This window comes from Agrobacterium sp. SOY23 (assembly GCF_027212525.1).
GTDB classification, from domain to species: domain Bacteria; phylum Pseudomonadota; class Alphaproteobacteria; order Rhizobiales; family Rhizobiaceae; genus Agrobacterium; species Agrobacterium tumefaciens_I.
Genome location: NZ_JAPWDT010000007.1, coordinates 52533 through 70716, shown reverse-complemented (window position 1 = coordinate 70716; position 18184 = coordinate 52533). Strand labels below are relative to the sequence as shown.

General features: G+C 58.7%; 16 protein-coding genes and 3 pseudogenes. 11 read left to right on the top strand and 8 right to left on the bottom strand.

Features of this window, described 5'->3' with window-relative positions; all coding sequences use genetic code 11:
- Window positions 1-36: 36 nt before the first annotated feature.
- The 3 genes from O3S81_RS19570 to O3S81_RS19560 all read left to right on the top strand — a co-directional run bounded on the left by O3S81_RS19570 (window position 37) and on the right by O3S81_RS19560 (window position 4388).
- Window positions 37-1404, top strand: coding sequence for an MmgE/PrpD family protein (locus O3S81_RS19570; protein WP_269345860.1), 1368 nt, complete (start codon window positions 37-39; stop codon window positions 1402-1404).
- 105 nt (window positions 1405-1509) lie between these two features.
- Window positions 1510-2310 (top strand): enoyl-CoA hydratase/isomerase family protein, encoded by an 801-nt coding sequence (locus O3S81_RS19565; protein ID WP_269345859.1) that lies wholly within the window; start codon window positions 1510-1512, stop codon window positions 2308-2310.
- Between the two features lie 8 nt (window positions 2311-2318).
- On the top strand, window positions 2319-4388 hold the full coding sequence (locus O3S81_RS19560) for an acetate--CoA ligase family protein (protein WP_269345858.1): 2070 nt from the start codon (window positions 2319-2321) through the stop codon (window positions 4386-4388).
- Window positions 4389-4440: 52 nt separating this feature from the next.
- Here O3S81_RS19560 and gcvA read toward each other — a convergent pair whose 3' ends face one another.
- On the bottom strand, window positions 4441-5571 hold the full coding sequence (gcvA, locus tag O3S81_RS19555; protein WP_269345857.1) for a transcriptional regulator GcvA: 1131 nt from the start codon (window positions 5569-5571) through the stop codon (window positions 4441-4443).
- 68 nt (window positions 5572-5639) lie between these two features.
- Between gcvA and O3S81_RS19550 the strand changes: the two are divergent.
- A pseudogene (locus O3S81_RS19550) lies at window positions 5640-5868 on the top strand (cupin domain-containing protein); the annotation flags it as partial.
- A gap of 36 nt (window positions 5869-5904) precedes the next feature.
- Here the strand turns inward: O3S81_RS19550 and O3S81_RS19545 are convergent.
- The 3 genes and pseudogenes from O3S81_RS19545 to O3S81_RS19535 all read right to left on the bottom strand — a co-directional run.
- A pseudogene (locus tag O3S81_RS19545) lies at window positions 5905-6165 on the bottom strand (FCD domain-containing protein); the annotation flags it as partial.
- A pseudogene (locus tag O3S81_RS19540) lies at window positions 6166-6449 on the bottom strand (methyltransferase domain-containing protein); the annotation flags it as partial.
- Between the two features lie 38 nt (window positions 6450-6487).
- Entirely contained in the window at window positions 6488-7135 is a 648-nt protein-coding gene (locus tag O3S81_RS19535) for a TetR/AcrR family transcriptional regulator (RefSeq protein WP_269346308.1), read from the bottom strand.
- A 215-nt stretch (window positions 7136-7350) separates the two neighbouring features.
- Here O3S81_RS19535 and O3S81_RS19530 point away from each other — a divergent pair, with 215 nt between their 5' ends.
- Entirely contained in the window at window positions 7351-8244 is an 894-nt protein-coding gene (locus O3S81_RS19530) for an NAD(P)/FAD-dependent oxidoreductase (protein ID WP_269345856.1), read from the top strand.
- Window positions 8245-8263: 19 nt separating this feature from the next.
- Entirely contained in the window at window positions 8264-8737 is a 474-nt protein-coding gene (locus O3S81_RS19525) for a methyltransferase family protein (RefSeq protein ID WP_269345854.1), read from the top strand.
- Window positions 8738-9294: 557 nt separating this feature from the next.
- On the opposite strand, the gene O3S81_RS19520 is transcribed toward O3S81_RS19525, so the two are convergent.
- The gene (locus O3S81_RS19520) at window positions 9295-9756 is read right to left on the bottom strand and encodes a hypothetical protein (protein ID WP_269345853.1); all 462 of its coding nucleotides are present in this window, start codon (window positions 9754-9756) and stop codon (window positions 9295-9297) included.
- 351 nt (window positions 9757-10107) lie between these two features.
- Entirely contained in the window at window positions 10108-10998 is an 891-nt protein-coding gene (locus tag O3S81_RS19515) for a LysR family transcriptional regulator (protein ID WP_269345851.1), read from the bottom strand.
- A 133-nt stretch (window positions 10999-11131) separates the two neighbouring features.
- Here O3S81_RS19515 and O3S81_RS19510 point away from each other — a divergent pair, with 133 nt between their 5' ends.
- The 3 genes from O3S81_RS19510 to O3S81_RS19500 all read left to right on the top strand — a co-directional run bounded on the left by O3S81_RS19510 (window position 11132) and on the right by O3S81_RS19500 (window position 14119).
- Window positions 11132-12679, top strand: coding sequence for an MFS transporter (locus O3S81_RS19510; protein WP_269345848.1), 1548 nt, complete (start codon window positions 11132-11134; stop codon window positions 12677-12679).
- 381 nt (window positions 12680-13060) lie between these two features.
- Window positions 13061-13315: a hypothetical protein gene (locus tag O3S81_RS19505; RefSeq protein WP_269345847.1), complete on the top strand. Its 255-nt coding sequence runs from the start codon at window positions 13061-13063 to the stop codon at window positions 13313-13315.
- Window positions 13316-13459: 144 nt separating this feature from the next.
- On the top strand, window positions 13460-14119 hold the full coding sequence (locus O3S81_RS19500) for a DUF2161 domain-containing phosphodiesterase (RefSeq protein WP_269345845.1): 660 nt from the start codon (window positions 13460-13462) through the stop codon (window positions 14117-14119).
- Between the two features lie 255 nt (window positions 14120-14374).
- Here O3S81_RS19500 and O3S81_RS19495 read toward each other — a convergent pair whose 3' ends face one another.
- A complete protein-coding gene (locus tag O3S81_RS19495) occupies window positions 14375-15001 on the bottom strand; it encodes a GDSL-type esterase/lipase family protein (protein WP_269346306.1) in 627 nt (208 codons plus the stop codon).
- Between the two features lie 68 nt (window positions 15002-15069).
- Window positions 15070-15981 carry a 2-dehydro-3-deoxygalactonokinase gene (locus O3S81_RS19490; RefSeq protein ID WP_269345843.1) on the bottom strand — a complete coding sequence of 304 codons (912 nt, stop codon included), beginning with the start codon at window positions 15979-15981 and terminating at the stop codon, window positions 15070-15072.
- Between the two features lie 115 nt (window positions 15982-16096).
- On the opposite strand from O3S81_RS19490, the gene O3S81_RS19485 reads away from it, so the two are divergent.
- Both O3S81_RS19485 and O3S81_RS19480 read left to right on the top strand, forming a co-directional pair.
- On the top strand, window positions 16097-17005 hold the full coding sequence (locus O3S81_RS19485; RefSeq protein ID WP_269345842.1) for a dihydrodipicolinate synthase family protein: 909 nt from the start codon (window positions 16097-16099) through the stop codon (window positions 17003-17005).
- Window positions 17002-18168: a mandelate racemase/muconate lactonizing enzyme family protein gene (locus O3S81_RS19480; RefSeq protein WP_269345841.1), complete on the top strand. Its 1167-nt coding sequence runs from the start codon at window positions 17002-17004 to the stop codon at window positions 18166-18168. Before O3S81_RS19485 ends, O3S81_RS19480 begins: the two co-directional genes overlap by 4 nt.
- Window positions 18169-18184: the final 16 nt, after the last annotated feature.

Genomic DNA, 18184 nt, shown 5'->3' with positions numbered 1-18184 from the left:
TCACCTATTTATTCCTAACGCTTCGAAAGATATGTCATGGTTAATCCACTTGAGGCTCTCGCCGTTCAGGCAGACCGTTGGAAGTCGGCGAAATTGACGCCGGGCCTTGAGGCGGCTGCGCGGCGTGTAATTCTCGACTGGTTCGCCACAACCATTCCCGGAAGCAAGCAGGACACATCGCTTGCGCTTGTGCGCGCTCTGCAAATCGAGGAAGCGCCTGGCCGCTCCGTTTGTTATGCTGATGGTGTCATGCGCTCGCCCAGAGTTGCTGCGCTCTTGAACGCCACCGCGAGCCACGTCGTTGAGTTCGATGATATATTCAAGGACGGCGGTTATCATCCGGGCAGTTCAACGATTGCGGCAGCCCTTGCTCTTGCCCAGCATCTGGATTGTTCCCTCGTTGATCTTCATCGGGCAATCATCGGTGGATATGACATCGGTTGTCGAATCTCGCTTGCGGTGCAGCCGAGCCACTATTCTTTTTGGCACACGACGTCGACCATCGGTACGATGGGCGCGGCCGCCGCCTGTGCGATGTTGCTTGGTTGTGACGCGGAGAAAATCGCGCACGCCATTTCACTCGCCAGCAGTTTTGCGGGCGGCCATCAGCAGAACCTCAAGAATGGAGGTACAGCCAAGGCCCTCCATGCAGGGCATGCGGCCGAAGCCGGCATGCTTGCAGCCTTTGCCGCGGCAAACGGCATGACTGGTTCACCAGATGCATTGCACGGCAAGACTGGTTACGCCGCAGCCACAAGTGCTTCGCCAGGTGATTGGACAGCCGCCCTGGAAGGGTTGGGCGAGTGGACCCCGATCGAACGGATAACGATCAAGAACCATGGCTGTTGTGGCCATATCGTTCCGGCCCTCGACGGCTTGCGCCTGATGCGGCGGCAATACGGTTTTTCCTGGCAGGCCGTCCGATCAATACGGATCAAGGGCTATGAGGCGACGAAGACCATGTGTGATCGCCCCGATCCGCAAGGTGCTTCAGACGCCAGGTTCAGCGTGCAGTATTGCATAGCCGCGGATATGGTGCTTGGAGCGGTTCGGTTGAGTGCCTTCGATGAGGCCGCCCTTACTCATCCGGACATTCGGGCGGTGATGCCCAGGGTTAATGTTGGTATAGATCCGACCCTCGCCGCGCTTTACCCTCGAAAGCGCATGGCAAAACTGGTGGTACAGCTGAAAGACGGACGTGGTTTCGAGCATCTCCAGGAAACACGAAAAGGCGATCCCGAGGATCCCCTGACCCTTCAGGAAGTGGTTCAAAAGTTTGATGAGTTGGCCGGAAGCGTGCTTGCCGAACGCGATTTGGCAACGTTAAGGAAAGCAATTTTGGCCGGAACAGAACCTCCGCGCCACGCGGCTTCTTTTGCCCAACCTAATGTTGGCCAAGCCTGACGTGATCCTCGGTTGCGGAAATAGCGCCCATCTCACTAATCATGAATGTCAAAGCGGCGCGGAGGAGTGCTGCCGTTCGCATTATCAAATTTGAGGAAGCACATGATGAACATTGCCAATCGCCAAGCCGAATTCGTGCTCGTAAGTGAAAAAAACGGCATTGCCACGATCACGCTCAACCGGCCGGACGTACGCAACGCCATCAATGATCAGATGCGCGCCGAGTTAATTGCGGCGTTCGACGCGGCGAGTGCCGATAGGGCCGTGCGCGGCATTATCCTGACCGGTGCCGGCAAAGGCTTCTGCTCCGGCGGCGATGTCGCCGGCATGCGCGCCAGACTCGACGCTCCGGCAGGCGAAGTGGCCTTCAACGGCTGGCGGCGTCAACAGAGTACCCACCGGGGTGTTGCCGCCATTCATGGCATTTCCAAGCCGGTGATTGCCGCCGTCAACGGCGCCGCATTCGGCCTTGGCCTGGATATGGCACTTGCATGTGATTTCATCGTTGCAGTGGAAGGTACCAAGCTTTCGATGAGCTTCATCAAGCGTGGTCTCGTTTCTGATGGGGGTGGCATGTATTTTCTCCCGCGTCGCGTGGGTCTTGCAAAGGCGAAAGAACTCATTCTGACCGGGCGCGTTCTCGAGGCCGAAGAAGCCTTGCAGATCGGCATGATCGACCGCGTCGTTTCGCCGGAAGCGCTGGTCGACAGCGCCCAGGCCTGGGCGGAGGAACTCTGCGCCGGATCGCCGGCTGCCGTTGCGCTCACCAAGTCGATCCTTGACAAGACATTTGAAAGCACGGACGAGCAGGTGTTTGCGCTTGGACGGGAGGCCCAGGCCATCTGCTACACGACGGCGGAGCACCGCCGTTCGGTTGAGGATTTCCTCAACAAGTCTGCAAAGTGAGGGATGATATGAGTATCGTACATGCCATTCTCAACCCTCGTAGCGTTGTCGTGGTCGGCGCTTCCAACGACTCTGCCAAGCTGACGGGGAGGCCGGTAGCCTATCTGCAAAGGCATAATTTTTCCGGTGAGATCTATCCCATCAATCCCCGCTACGAAACGATTGCGGGGCTGAAGGCTTATGCCGATCCGCGCGATCTTCCCGCAGCGCCCGACCTTGGCCTGGTGCTCGTCGGTGCCGATCGCGTTGTCGAATCCGTTCGCCAATTAGCGGAAGCCGGTACGAAGGCTGCTGTCGTTCTCGCATCGGGTTTCGGAGAGAGCGGGGAAGAAGGCAAGTTGCGTCAGCAACAGCTTATGGAGGCTGCCGGTGGGATGCGCATTCTGGGGCCAAACACGATTGGGCTTGTCAATCTCACTGACAAGATCATGCTGACGGCGACCGGCGCGATGGAAATGGAGGATTTCCCAACGGGTTCGATCGCGCTTTTGTCTCAAAGTGGTGGAATCATGGGATCGCTTCTCTCCCGTGCTGCCGGCCGCGGCATTGGCTTTTCCAAGCTTGTCGCAACCGGTAACGAATGCGACCTCGAGACTTCGGACTTTCTGGAGGCGCTCGCCGACGACGATGCGACGATGGTTGTCGCGCTCTATCTGGAGACCATACGCAACGTTGGAAAGTTCCGGACGGCGGCCAAGCGCGTCGTCGACGCCGGAAAGAGCATCGTCGTTTACAAGGTTGGCAAGTCGGAATCCGGCGCCAAATCCGCTGTTTCTCACACCGGTGCTCTCGCCGGTGCCGATGAGGTTTACGATGCGCTTTTCAACCAGCTCGGCATTATAAGGGCGCAGACCTTCGCAGACCTTCTCGACATCCCCGCGATCCTGTCCACGGGGAGAAGGCTCGCAAGCAACAGGGTTGCAATCGTGACCTCGACTGGCGGTGCGGCCACCATCGTCGCTGACAATGTGGGATGCCTTGGGCTTGCCATGCCATCGCCTGACCAGGAGACAGCCGAAAAGCTGCTCGCGCTGGAGCTTCAGGAAGCGGTGCTGGACCGTAACCCTATTGACGTGACGCTCGCCGGTCTACGCCCGGATCTCTTCCGGTCCATCATCAGGATACTGGCTGAAAGCCCGAGTTTTGATGCAATTGTCGTGGTTATTGGGTCATCATCCATTGCCCAACCCGATGTCGTGGCGCGACCATTGTTGGACTCTATGGCGATCACCGATAAGCCCCTCATCGCATATGTCAGCCCGGAGGCACCCGGCATTGTGCGGCATCTCAACAGGAGCGGCGTTCCCGCATTTGCGGCACCGGAAAGCTGCGCATCCGCGCTTGCGGCCTTGCTGAAGCTTGGCAAGTCGGAAAGCGTTGAAGCGCGAGCACAACAGGCCATCGATTGCTCGGACGTCGTTGCCGGGCCGATGAATGAGGCCGATGCCAAGGCACTCTACGCCCGCTTCGGTGTTCCGATCACGAGGGAGGTCGCCGTTCCGACCTCGGAAGAGGCTGCCGAAGCCGCAAAGACATTTGGCGGTCCCGTCGTCATCAAGATCTTGTCTGACGAGATTCTTCACAAATCGGAGGTCGGTGGAGTGGCCGTCGGTGTGGCGCCTGACCATGTCCAGAAGGTTTGCAACGATATGCTGACGCGGGTGCGCTCAGCCACGGACGCGCGTATCGACGGCTTCCTTGTTCAGGAATATATCACCGGCGGCGTGGAACTCATTCTCGGCTTTAACCGCGACCCGCAGCTTGGACCGTATATATTGCTCGGTGCCGGAGGTCTCACGACCGAGCTTTATCAGGATGTGTCGCTCAGGCTTTTGCCCATCGATCGCAAGCAGGCGGCTTCGATGATCGACACCCTGAAATGCGCACCACTCCTCAAAGGCTTCCGGGGTAAACCGGTGGCCGACACGGAAGGCTTGGTCTCGACCATCCTCTCCTTTGCCGATATGGCGCATTCTCTTGATGCCCGTCTGCTCGAGGCTGAAATAAACCCGGTTTTCGTTCTGCCGGAGGGGCAGGGTGTCAGAGCGGGCGATGCGCTCGTCGTCATAGGCGAATAGGAGGCAAGCACCTTGAAGATCAAAGCGCCGGTGATGCAAAGTCGGCGCTTTTTTATGACCTCAGACGTGCAGCATCCTCCTCCATCTGCTTGCGAATCCAGGTCAGAAACTGCATGAGCGGTTGCGATGGCCGTTTATCTTTCGGCCATGTCAAATAATAGCCGTCACCTGTGCGGCAGGTTTGTTCAAATGGCGCAACCAGAACACCTGAGCGTAGATGGCGCTCGACGAAAACGCGCACCGCAATAGCAACGCCGACATCGACGGTGGCTGCTTCGTAAGCCAGAGCGGAATTCTCGAATTTTACGCCTTGATTGGAAACAATGTCGCATTGAACGCTGTCGGCCCAGGCGCGCCAGTCGTTCGGCCGCGCCATGGAGTAAAGCAGGCGAACCTTGGAAAGGTCGCTGGGCTGTTTCAACGGAAACTCTTCAAGGAAAGACGGTGAACAAACCGGCGTCAACTCTACATCGACCAGACGCTCGGCATGTAAATCTGGCCAGTCGCCATTCCCCGAACGGATGGCTGCATCAAGGTTCTGCGTATCAAAGTTCGCAGCGGTGGCGGAGGAGGATAATCTCACCTCGATACGGGGATGTGCCGTGTGAAACGCTACAAGCCTCGGTATAAGCCATTTCTGGGCAAAAGTGGTATATGCCTGCACCGCCAGTATATCACGGCGACCGCGACGTGACACACGTTTTGCTGCGTTTCCAATCTGCTGGAAAGCTTCGGAAATGCCGTTGTACAGTTCTTGCCCTTCACGGGTCAGCACCAGACCTCGATGCAGTCGATTGAATAGCGCGACGCCCAAGTAGTCTTCGAGCGCTTTTACCTGGCGACTGACGGCGACCTGCGAAACGTTCAATTCATCGGCTGCCAAGGTGAAGCTGTTCAGCCTGGCTGCAATTTCAAAGGTGCGAAGCGGATTTAGCGGGGGCAGAGGATTGGACATGGTCGTTGATGTGCCTAACTTGGTATTGATACCTTGGAGGGCAGGTGAGCGCTGCTCATCTCTAACCGACATGATACAGCTTCCTGGCGGATAAGCGAACTCTTTCAGAGCACTAGCATTGCCGCTTTCGCGGAAATACCGCGGTTGGAAAACAGCGACAAGGCTGATCACATGCGGGGCTTGGCTAACCTTTTCGGCGTCCGGTATTAACGTCTCGTCAGTTGTCACAGACCACGAGCTCTCCAACAGCCGGTAGGTTCGCGTTCAACGCCAGTCAACTTCACCCAGTCACCCAGTTCGGCCGCAGCCTACAACTGCTGAAGAAATGTTATCAGCCCGGTGCAGACACCGCTAAGGTTTCGCTCGTACATGATGGACGAGGAGCGCCCTGCCGTGTTGTCCGGTCGATTGAAAGTCACGGACGACAACGAGCGCCGCATCCCAGGTCCGGGCGACGCCCATTACTTTGAGCGCCGGAGACCGCATCGCGTTCGATGCGTTGGCGCGCGGCCTTGCGAAGTCATCGGCGGCATCAACGGACATTCCAGCAGACAGCAGGCACTACTCCGCAGCCCGGAGTGGTCCAAGCGTTACATCAGTTGTATAGTTCTCGCGCCTGAAATTGTCTTGGAATTGGCGGGTATGCGCGAGCGCGTCTGCGAGATCGACGTTGCGGTCTCGGATCGCTTCCAGCATCTGACCATGTTCATCGGTCAGTAGGTAGCCTTCGTGCGTTCTCTCCGGATATTCGAAGTGCAGGTGAAGCATGCGCTGGCCCTGCGAAAGAAGCTTCTCGTAGAAGGACGCCAGGTATTGGTTCTCCGGCGTGTCCTGCGGTGCCAGCGCGCGCTTTCGATCAGCGGTTCGGATATGTCCACACCCAGCACATGGCCCTCCGCGCCGACGCGAACGGCCAGTTCCAGACTAGTCGCCCCCGCGCGACAGCCGATGTCCAACACGCGTTCGCCCGTGACTGGCGCAGCAGCTTCGATCGCGGCCTAGCCAAACACCGCCATCATGGTATCAAGCCGTGCCTGATAAGCAACCCAGCGCTCCCCTCTTTGTCCTTTCCAGTCGGCAATCCGATCGGCATTTTGTTCAGCCATGTCCACATCCATCCTTTTCCGACCCGCTCTTAACCAGGCTATGCGCCCACGCGGTCGTTGCCTCCGTGCGCGGCCATGAACATGGCGACGGCCGACCGGCAATAGGATTCGATTTCGTTGTCGTCCTCTGCTCTCGCCTCATCGAAGCGCGCGATAATCAGGAGATCGGAGCCTTTGAAAAGCGCGGCAAACAGGCGGGCGGATCGAAGAGGATCGGGCACGTTCAGAACCGCCTTCTCGTGCAATTGACGCAGCAGGACCTCGATTTGCGCGATGATATGGGCGGGACCGGCTTCGTAATGGATCTTGCTCAACGACCTCTGGTTCGGTGTGTCGACCATGACCATGGCTTCGACATTGCGGACGTCCGGGCGCAACAGCGTGCGAAGCAGTGATGATCCCACCGCCATGAGCTGACCTTCGGCCGAACCGTCGACGCCTTCAAAAAGGACCTGTGGTATTAACTGCTGGCAGCGGGCCGCAAAGGCAGCTCCAAACAGCGCCTCCTTGTTCTCGAAGTGACGATAGATGCTGAGTTTGGATATCTTCGCCCGCTGAGCAACCTTGTCCAATGTCGTCGCTTGAAAACCCAGTTCCGCAAAGAGTTCGCCTGCGGTGTCGACGATCGTTTGACCAAGTGCTTCATTGGCGGGCCGGCCGCGCCGGCTCTGACTATTTTCAGTCACCATAATTCCAGTCCTTGACAGTATCATTAATTGAATTTACGATACCATTTAGTATCTGAAATATGCAAGTCAAATTCTGCCGATCGAACGAGGGTGCTATGCAACGACGAACATTGCTGAAGCTGGCCGCAGTTTCTGCCATTGGCGTCCCTCCTGCTGAGGCTACCGCGAAATCCAATCCAGCCCCCTCTATCCGCAACACGGAGCCCATCACAATGAACGACGTCATCATCATCGGCGGGAGCTTTGCCGGTCTCGCCGCCGCTCTCCAGCTTGGCCGTGCCCGCCGCAAAGTCGTCGTTCTAGATACCGGTCTTCAGCGCAACCGCTTCGCTGGCCGCTCGCACGGTATGCTCGGCCACGATGACAAGCCACCGTCCGCCATCCTAGCCGAGGCGCGGCAGCAACTCGCGCGCTACCCTGCTATCAGGATGGTCAATGCCTGCGCCGACAGCATCTCTGGTACCATCGACAATTTCTCCGTCATCACTGGCGATGGCGAAAGCCTCAGCGCGCGCCGCCTGATCCTGAGCTATGGCGTTGTTGACCAAATGCCTGATGTTCCGGGTTTTGCCGAAAACTGGGGCACGTCCGTTATCCCATGCCCGTATTGCGATGGTTTCGAGGTTGCTGACCAGCATTGGGGCCTCGTCTGGTCTGGCCCGCAGTCGATGAATCAGGTCAGGCTGTTTCACGATTGGACCGACAGGTTGACCGTCTTCGGCAATGGTCACGGCATCAGCCCCGACATACGAGCCGATCTGGCGGAACGCCAGGTACCAATCGTTGATGGGCGGATTACCGAAATCGCACGTCACGGGAGCCATGGCGCCACGATCAAGCTCGATACCGGCCCCGATGTCGCAGCCGACATCCTGTTCGCGCATCCGCGCAATAAGCCGTCCGCAAGCCTGCATGACGCACTGGGCCTCGCCACGGTCAACACGCCAACCGGCATCGCCCTCAAGACCGACGAGCGCCGCGAAACCAGCATGCCTGGCATCTATGCCGCCGGTGACCTTGCCAACCCTGGAATCCCCTCGGTCACCACCGCATCATGGCAGGGTGCGATGGCGGGCATTTTTGCCCAGCAGTCGATGCTGGTTTGAGGAAAGATTGGAGATGAGTATGGCCGTCGAACCGGACAGCGCGGGTGTGCGCTTCCCTCCGCCCTTCATCTATCTGGGAGCGCTGCTGCTGGGGCTGGCGGCGGAGCGGTTCGTAACCTTGCGCTCTTTCGGCATCGACTGGCGGTTGCTTGTCGCAGCAGGCGCGCTGCTGTTTGTTGCCGGCGCGACGGTGATGCTTGCGGCGGCGGGGCTGTTCCGGCGGCTGGGCACTAACGTTCGGCCGTCGCAGCCAACGATCCTTATCGCAACGAGCGGTCCTTATCGGTGGACCCGCAATCCCATGTATCTCGGCATGGCACTTGTCTATGCGGGCCTTGCGATCGGCTTCGACGGGCCGGTCGCTTTCGGCTTGCTCCCGTTGGTGCTGATCGCGATCCAGACGCAAGTGATTGCCCGCGAGGAGCGCTATCTCGAAGAGAAGTTCGGCGACGACTACCGCCGTTACAAGGCCGAGGTTCGCCGCTGGCTCTGACTATTCCGCCGCCGACGGCTGCGGGGCCTGCTGATAAAGCAGCACCGGATTCCTTGCCGCGAGCCATCATCTTTTGAAGGTTGCGGGATGGTGTCATGGAAAACCGACTGGCCGGCTGACCCCGCCCTGCACCCCGGGGAGATGTACGCGTCCCAAAATAGGCCCACCGAATCCAGCGTCAGCATCTGTCACCCGACTGCTCTTGGAACGGACTGACATGGAGTTCGAACACGTCACCTTCGACCTGCCACACAGCACCTTTCACACGTTTCGGGTGGTGATGCCGATGGTCAACCGATGATTGTCCTGCACAGCTTCCCGGATCATCCGCCGACCGCCAAACCCTCTCTGCCATTGGCGTTCACGTATCTGACCAGAGCGGTAGCACGGTTATCGCAACGATGTCGTGGATCGCGGTTCTGGATAATTCTTCCAGATCAGCGAAAAGCTCTGGAGCAGCGGCCCGCCCTCCTTCAGACCCTTCAGGCAAGAAAGTGCAATTTCCAACGCCCCTCAGGACCTCGGACTTGCAATGAGTGATGTGTTCGGACATCCGCTCACTCGAACAATTGCGACACCGACACTTGTCGGATGCGCCATTCGTCCGAGGTGAAACTTAGAAGCATCCGCTTGTCTCCAAGCACCCAGCGATCGTTTTTCAAACTGCCACCGCTGCTCCATTCCGGCTCGCCGAACTTTGCTCGCGCCTGCTCCCGGGTCATGGTCATATCGAGATCGAAAGGCGTTCCATCGATCGGTCTTCCTGCTTCCTCCGGAAGAACGAAGAATGTACGCAGAACCAACTCCCCTTCTGCAAAGCGCGTGCCGTTCGGCAACTCGCTTCCGAGAGTAAAGAGCAGTTCAATCTGTTGACCGGGAACCTCGACGTTCGTTTCCTTCTCGCCGCGTGGCGGCCGCTTGAGCGGGAGTGGCGTACCCAGCGACTTCAAGTAGTCCACGACCGCTGCGTCGGTTTCCGACTTTCCCAGCAACGCCAGCGCGCCCTTGTAGATTGCCATGCAACAGCTCCAATGCTTACTTGCGACGATTGCTATGAGATCGGTACCGGGACGCCGCGAAGACCCTGTCAATAATGAGCAACGACGATTGGGACAAGTGGCTCAGGAAAATGATCCGGAACAATTGAGAAGGCAGGTGAAAACATGAATGCAGATCGACTGTTTACCCAAACTGAATTGCACGGAAAACCGGCCGATCGGTTCATCCAGAACGGCGGACATTATCGATCAGCTTGATTAAGCGGAATCGATTTCCTTGTAATCATACAGCTTCTTATCTGCGAGTATCAGTGAAATCCTCCTGATCGACCGGAATGCGCCGATAGGAGACATGGCGATTGCCGTCATGAGTTAGCCTTCCGGAAACAGCTTCTCAGCCAGAAAATCGATGAAGACGCGTAGCCTCGGCGCAAGGAACCGTGCCGATGGCCAAAGTATTGAGAAGTGACCGGGCGCTGCGAGGCTTTCGCTCAGTACCGGTTCCAGTAGGCCGTCGCGAATGGCGTCGGCAGCGAGGAATTCAGGCATATATGCGAGACCGAGGCCATCGATCGCGGCGGCCCTGATCGCCTCCATATTCCCGCACGTTAGAGAGACCACCATGGTCTGTAGGTGATTGCTTCCGTCTTTGAGACGCCATTCCTGGAACTTGCCCGATGTCGGAAACCGAAAACGTAACGCCTCGTGTTTTCGCAGGTCGTCGGGATACAGAGGCCTCCCCATTCGCCTGAAGTAATCCGGCGATCCGCAGACCACGAAGCGAAATGGCCCGAGCCGTCTCGCCATCAGGCTGGAATCGCGCAGGTCACCGCTGCGAATGGCCGCATCAAATCCGCCTTCAATCAGATTGACCTGCCTGTCGTTAAAATCGAGCTCCAGATCGATCCGTGGATAGCGTTTTCGAAACTCGGGAAGAATTGGCAGGAGAAAGCGGTAGCCGATTGTAGGCAGTGTCACATGCAAGCTGCCACTCGGCGGATCGCGATCGGCCTTGACCGCTTCATGCGTGTCGCGCAGGTCAGCCAGTATGGTTCGATAGCGCTCGAACAGCATCGCGCCTTCTTCCGTCAGGGAGACCTGCCGCGTGGTTCTGTGAAACAACCGCACATTCAGGGAGGCTTCCAGTCGGGCAACGCTTTTTCCAACCGCAGACGGGGATAGCCCGAGACTCTGGCCAGCCTTGGCAAAGTTCAGGCGTTCCGCCACCCGGACGAAAGCGTCGATTTCGCTCAATTTATCCATTCCCTGAGATTAGAGAATTCCAGTCCATAATGAAACGACAAAAAGAGGAATTATCGACCCCTACTCTTTTGCTGCAAGCTCGTCATCACGGTGCGAGATCACCGCGACGGCATTTTTCTGCACTGGAGCTTCCATGAGGGATATATCTCGAAAATCATCGGCCGCCCGCCACTCGGTACTAGCGGCTGTTTGCCTGGCGGCGTTGACGTTGCCTCTCAGCTTCTCCGCTGGCGCAGTCGCCACACCCGCAATCGCGCAAGACCTCGGCGGCTCACCGGAAGCTTTGATCTGGATCACGAACGCTTTCATGTTGACGTTCGGAAGTCTGCTCATGGCCGCAGGCGCTCTGGCTGACAAATTTGGAAGACGCCGTGTCTTTCTGACCGGCTTGTGGCTCTTCGTTGGATTCTCATGTGCCCTGGGGTTGGCGAATGCGGTCTGGCTCATCGATACGCTACGCGCGTGCCAGGGTGTAGGCGCAGCCGCAGCCTTGGCAGGCGGGACTGCCGCGCTTGCCCAGGAGTTCGACGGCCACGCCAGAACACGAGCCTTTGGTCTACTTGGAACAACGTTCGGGGTCGGTCTTGCATTGGGTCCACTCATCACGGGGGTCTTGATCGAGACCGTGGGATGGCGCTCGATATTTCTCGTCACAGGACTGGTCGGTCTCTTGGCGCTTGTGCTCGGGCCGCCGCGTATGCGCGAAACGGTCGACCCCGAAGCGACACGCCTCGACTGGATGGGCACGGCCTGCTTTACCCTGATGCTGACGCTGTTCACCATCGCGATGATAGAATTACCTTCCCTCAACGCGGCCGACTTTGTGATTTTGAGCTTGGGATTCACCATCTCGCTTGCAGCATTTATCCTCGTCGAGATCCGGATCCCTCGGCCGATGCTTGACTTGTCACTTTTTCGTTATCGGCGGTTTATCGGCGTGCAACTGTTGCCCGTCGCCACCTGCGCTTGTTTCGTCGTTCTGCTTGTCATTATCCCGCTGCGCCTGATCGGCATTGAAAAGTACGACGTGATCACGGCGGGCCTCCTGATGCTTGGTTTGTCAGCCCCGATGTTGATTATGCCTTTCATAGCAACAATATTGGCTCGCCAGATATCACCCGGCATCCTTTCTGCCGCCGGTCTCCTGATCGCCGCTGCTGGCCTTGTCTGGCTCGCCGACATCGACGGAAACGATGGGAGTCTGCTTGTCCTGCCAATGATTATGGTCGGCATCGGTGCTGGACTGCCGTGGGGACTGATGGATGGCTTGTCAGTCAGTGTCGTACCCGTGGAGCGTGCCGGAATGGCAACCGGGATATTCAGCACCGTGCGGGTTGCCGGAGAGGGTATCGCTCTTGCGATTGTTAGCGCGGCGTTGTCCGGCCTGGTCGCGGCAGAGCTTGGTCAAGCGACGGGGCTCTCGCCCTCGGTGTTAAATGATATAGGACAGCGATTAGCCGTCGGTGACCTGGTTTCGGCAGGTGTTTTATCTCCGGAAATAAGCGCCAGCACTCTGCAGGATGCTTATCAGGCCGCATTCACGATTCTGTGCTGGTGGCTTGCCGCGATAACATCGGTATGCGCCATCGCGATCGCTGTTCTATTGCCCAAACGTCTCGGTATCGATGGCAACGTGGTCCAGCAGGAGGCGGCTGGTTTGGCAGGCGGATTGTTGGAGTAAGCGATTTTGTCCGGAATGGGCCGTGAGCGGACGATGCTCTCCGTTGTCTATGGATAAACGGGAAAGATCTAGACGTTGCCCCTCCGATTAGAGAAGCGCCGGCCGCAGGACGGGATTTCGGGATTTCTCGACACGCAAAGAGCGAAGACAGGCCAGCCGCAGGAGCCTTAAGCGTAGCGGCCTGAAGGGTGCGCGGGACCGACTGGCCCCGTTCGTGTGTTCCGCATGAAAAAAGGCTGCTCTCAGGCGGCCGTCAATATCAGGTGTGCGAGGGGCGGGACTCCAAATGGAACCCCTCGCGCCTGATCCTGCCGTTCGATGCATCGGCTTCTGGCGCATCGGCGCCTACGGCATCAACAACAGTGTTTCGACGTCTTCGTCATGGCAGGTTTCAATATTGTCGGTTTTGCGTTGAGCAAGACGCGTTTCGAACCGGCGCCGTTGCTGCTCGGCTTCATTTTGGGGCCAATGCTGGAGGAAAATCTGCGGCGCGCGATGCTGATCAGCCAAGGTGATCCGGCGATCTTTCTGCGCAGCCCGCTTAGCCTGTCACTGTTGATCCTGGCCCTTGCCGTGCTCGCGTTCGTGCCGTCGCCGAGCATCAGCCGCAAACGGGAGGAAGCGTTCACCGAATAGGGAGATCAGCACAATTCCATTAGGCCGGTCGGCGACGGCCTTGTTGCGGACGATCCGAAACCGCGCGGCGACAGCCATAAAGGTTGCTCTGCGCGGGTGGATCAATGTATTCAGGGTTGATACTCACGAGAATCCCGCAGGCACATGGAAACGTCGCTTTATCTGCCAATCAAAGGCTTTCTTGAAAAGGCGGGTTACACCGTCAAGGGCGAAGTCGGCGGCTGTGACCTCGTCGGTTTGAGTGATAACGATCCGCCTGTTGTCGTGATTTGCGAGCTGAAACTGAGCTTCAATCTGGAACTCATTTTGCAGGCTGTCGATCGCGCGACCATCGCAGATGAAGTGTGGATCGCGGCGCGGATCTCCGCCAAGGGTAAAGGCCGCGAGGCCGACAGACGCTACCGCGATCTCTGCCGCAGGCTCGGGATCGGCATGTTCGGCATTTCCGATACCGGCGACGTGAGCATTATCGTTGGATCCATATCACCGATGCCAAGAACCAATCCGAAACGGCGGTCGCGGCTCATGCGTGAACACCAGAAACGACGCGGCGATCCAACAGCAGGCGGGAGCACCCGCGCGCCGATCATGACCGCGTACCGCCAGCAGGCGCTTGGCTGCGCTTTGGCGCTGTCGTCAGGGCCGATGCGTGTGCGTCAGGTCAGGTCCAGTATTCCGGATGCCGGGAAGATACTGCTTGCGAATGTCTATGGCTGGTTTGAACGGCTCGACCGAGGAGTCTACAATCTGACCCCGGCCGGATATGAAGCATTGCAGCGATGGCCGCAGCAGAACCGCATTTGAGGTCACGGTTTTACACGAGTCCGCTCAGTTATCTGGTGCCGGTTTGCGTCCTCGGCCCGGATCTTCGTGGTCGCGAAAAGCGAATGCCACGGCATCCCCCGGGTCGTACGAGCGGAGAATGGTCTCCGATATTGGTCAGTCGCGTCGACCCATGCCGGGTGACGAATGCCATGTCCATAGACGCACCCTTGCGCTTGGGCTCCGCCTCGGGCGGAAAAAGTCAGCGCTGCCGTCTATGAAGAACAGGCCATAACCTCAGTTCAGCAGGCCCGACGTTTTTCTGAACGCCTCCGACCAGACCGCATAGCCAGCTGCATTCAGGTGAACCAGATCGGGTAGATAATAACGGAACATCGGCAGGCTGTTCTCACCAATGAGGCCGGCGTTCGGATCAAGCCATGTTGTGCGTTCGCGGCCATTGCACCAGTCGCGCGCCGTCCGGTTGAAGAGATCGAATTCATGACGGTATATCCAGCGCGCCGGACTGTGCTTGATCGCCAGAACAAACACGTCCGCCCGCGGTAGCGCTCGACAGATGCGATCCCGTAAATCCTGCAGGTGCCGAAGCGTCGTTTGAGCCTTGAGGCCATCGCTGGCAATATCGTTTTCGCCGAAATAAAGCACCACTCGGCCTGGCTTCAAGGGAGCCAGGAGCTGGTGCAGGTAGTGGCTGGCTGAGAGGTAAGTGCCGCCGCCAAATCCCAGATTGACTATATCCAGTGAGCCGAGATCCTCGGCGACGGAGCTCCAGATTCGAAACGAGGATGAGCCATAAAAGGCGATCGGATTGTCTGGAAGGCCGATGCGCTGAAGGCGGGTCAGAATGGTAATGATATCGTTTTCGTGACGGCTGGTGCCGATATTGACTGGGAAGTCGTACATGACGGTCCTAAAAACATGTGGTCTGAAAGCCGGATGCCGCCATTTCGGCATCCCGCGATCGGCAGAGGTTACGAAAGCGTTTGCCGCAGGACAGCCAGGGCCCCTTTTGTCAGGGCGTCATCCATCCCCATGGATGTCTTGAGACCGAACACATCCGCAGCAACCAGGTAAAGCTCGTTCAGCCCGTCATTGCCGACGACGGCTGCCTCGTCTCCTTCCGCATACCATGCCGCCTCACGGGCCTGCCTAAATTCCTGTCCGATGACCAGTCCCCGCACATAGGAGCGCAGTTGGTCCGGCGAAAGCCGGCCGGCAAGCCCTCCGGTTCGCGCCGAAAACAGCAGAGACGACATGGCGGCGGATCGTTTTGCCTCTTTCAGACCCCAGCGATAGGCCTCCGGATCATCGACTGGCGGCTGCGTGGAACCGCGCGCGATGAAGGAATGATTGATGAGCAGGTTGAAGATTTCACCGGTCACGAACGTCTGGAAACCGTCGATCCGCCCCGCCTTCACCCGCGCCCATTTGCTGTGGGTTCCGGGAATGATGAGGGTGGCGTCTTCGCCGAGGCCGTGGCCGACGATCTGTGTTTCTTCGCCGCGCATCACGTCCGGAAAGGGCTGGCGGGCGGGGTCGTTGAGGCCCGGCAGGAAGACGAGATCGGAGCCGTTCGGCAGCGACCTGCGCACCGTGCCGGCGGCAAGTTCCGCCGGGCCTGCCGGGCAAGGCACATAAGCGACTTCGACCCAGCCGTTGCGGCTGGTGATCATGCCGAGTGCGGCGACGGGCAAGGCCCCGTGGCACGAGAACCAGGGGGTGAGTGCAGCCATCAACGTCGCCTCATGCTCGCCCTTGCCAAGGCTCGAAATACCATCTGCGGTTTCGAGATGATCGAGCTCTTTGCCGCCTTCACCAACGAGCGCTGCCCTCAGTGATGTCGTTCCCCAATCGACAATGATCGATGTCGCCGGTGCTGCCATGTCTTGAACCTCCTCGTTCATTTCATCTTGGGGCTTGTCATAGGGCGGGAGTCTATGTAGTGTCAATTAGTGAATTCAAGGTATCACAATATGATACTTAATTGGGAGGAAAAAGATGGTGGCTGGCCTCAAGGGGATTTTGCCTGTTCTGCCCACACCGTTTCTGGCTGACGGCGGCATTGACGAAGCGGGTATGGAGCGGCTGGTGATCTTTGCGCTCGACAAGGGCGTGGATGGTGTCGTGTTTCCCGGTTTCGCCAGCGAGGTGGAGACTTTGAATGCCACCGAGCGCGCAACGCTGCTGAAGATCGTCGTGGACGCGGTGGCCGGTCGGGTGCCGGTCGTGGCGGGAGCCAGTGCAGCCGACTGGCGTGACGTGGTCGAGCATGGGCGGGCGGCATCGGCGCTTGGCATTCGCCACCTGATGGTGCAGCCGCCCAAATCGGTCGGCACGGATGCGCCGGCGCTGATCGAGTTCCTCGGCCGGATCGTCGAGGCGCTGCCCGAGGTTGAAATCATCCTGCAGAATGCGCCTGCGCCGCGCGGCTCCGACCTTTCGCCGCAGGCGATCGTGGAGATCGTGCGCGCCTTGCCGCAGGTGACCTACATCAAGGAAGAAACGCTTCCTGCCGGCCCGGCCATCAGCCACATCATCGCCCATGCGCCTTCGACCCTGAAGGGCGTCATCGGCGGTGGCGGCGCCCGTTACATTCTTGACGAATATGCCCGTGGTGCGACGGCAGCCATGCCGGCGCTGGAGATCGCCGAGGAACATGTGGCCATCGACCGGGCGCTTGTTGGAGGGCGCCAGGAAGAGGCCCGCCGGATTTATGTCCGCACCCTGCCGCTTCTGGTGCTGCAGGCGGTCTATCGCATGCGACTGACCAAATATGTACTCGCCCGTCGCGGCGTGATCGAAGGCGTCGCTGTGCGTGCGCCGACACCCGAGCTTGATGCGGCGGCCATTGCCGATATTGACGCCAATCTGGTCGAACTTGGCCTTGTTGCCGCGGAGGCCGCATGAACAGCCCCATCGCAACCGTCGAAGTCTTCACGCTGACCCAGCCGCGCAAGGTACCCTATCTTGGCGCGCTCAGGGAAGGCGAGGTGGTCAATCCCAACGGCTACATCGTGCGCAAGGGCAATCGCACGGTTTACCCCACCTTTGACCGCAGTGTGCTGGTGCGTATGACCACCGGGACCGGCATTGTCGGCTGGGGTGAGACCTATGGCATCGTCGCCCCCGGCGCAGTTGCCGCCCTCATCAATGATCTTCTCGCCGGTTTCGTGATCGGTCGCGATGCGTCCGATCCTTCGGCGATCTATGACGACCTTTACGACATGATGCGGGTGCGCGGTTATACCGGCGGCCTTTACGTCGATGCGCTTGCCGCGCTCGATATCGCGCTCTGGGATATTGCCGGGCAGGAAGCCGGAAAATCGGTTCGCGACCTTCTCGGCGGCGGGGTAGATACCTTTCCCGCCTATGTTTCCGGCCTGCCTGAAAAAACACTGAAGGCGCGCGGGGAACTGGCAAAATACTGGCAGGATCGCGGTTTCAACGCCTTCAAATTTGCAACACCGGTGGCTGATGACGGCCCGGCGGCGGAAATTGCCAATCTCCGGCAGGTGCTTGGCCCGCAGGCGAAGATCGCCGCCGACATGCACTGGAACCAGACGCCGGAACGGGCGCTGGAACTGATTGCCGAAATGCAGCCTTTCGACCCGTGGTTCGCCGAGGCGCCCGTCTGGACGGAGGACATTGCCGGTCTGGAGAAGGTCTCGAAGAATACCGACGTACCGATTGCCGTCGGCGAGGAATGGCGCACCCATTGGGATATGCGCGCCCGCATCGAACGCTGCCGCATCGCAATCGTGCAGCCGGAAATGGGCCATAAAGGCATCACCAATTTCATCCGCATTGGCGCTCTTGCCGCCGCGCACGGCATTGACGTGATCCCGCACGCCACCGTTGGCGCAGGCATATTCCTTGCCGCCAGCCTGCAGGCATCGTCGACATTGTCGATGCTGAAGGGGCACGAATTCCAGCACTCGATCTTCGAGCCGAACCGCCGCCTGCTGGAAGGCGACATGGATTGCCGAGAAGGCAGGTATCACCTGCCGTCAGGACCGGGACTTGGGGTAAGACCGTCGGAGGCGGCGCTCGGTCTGATTGAACGTATCTGATTTGGTTTTTTGGAGG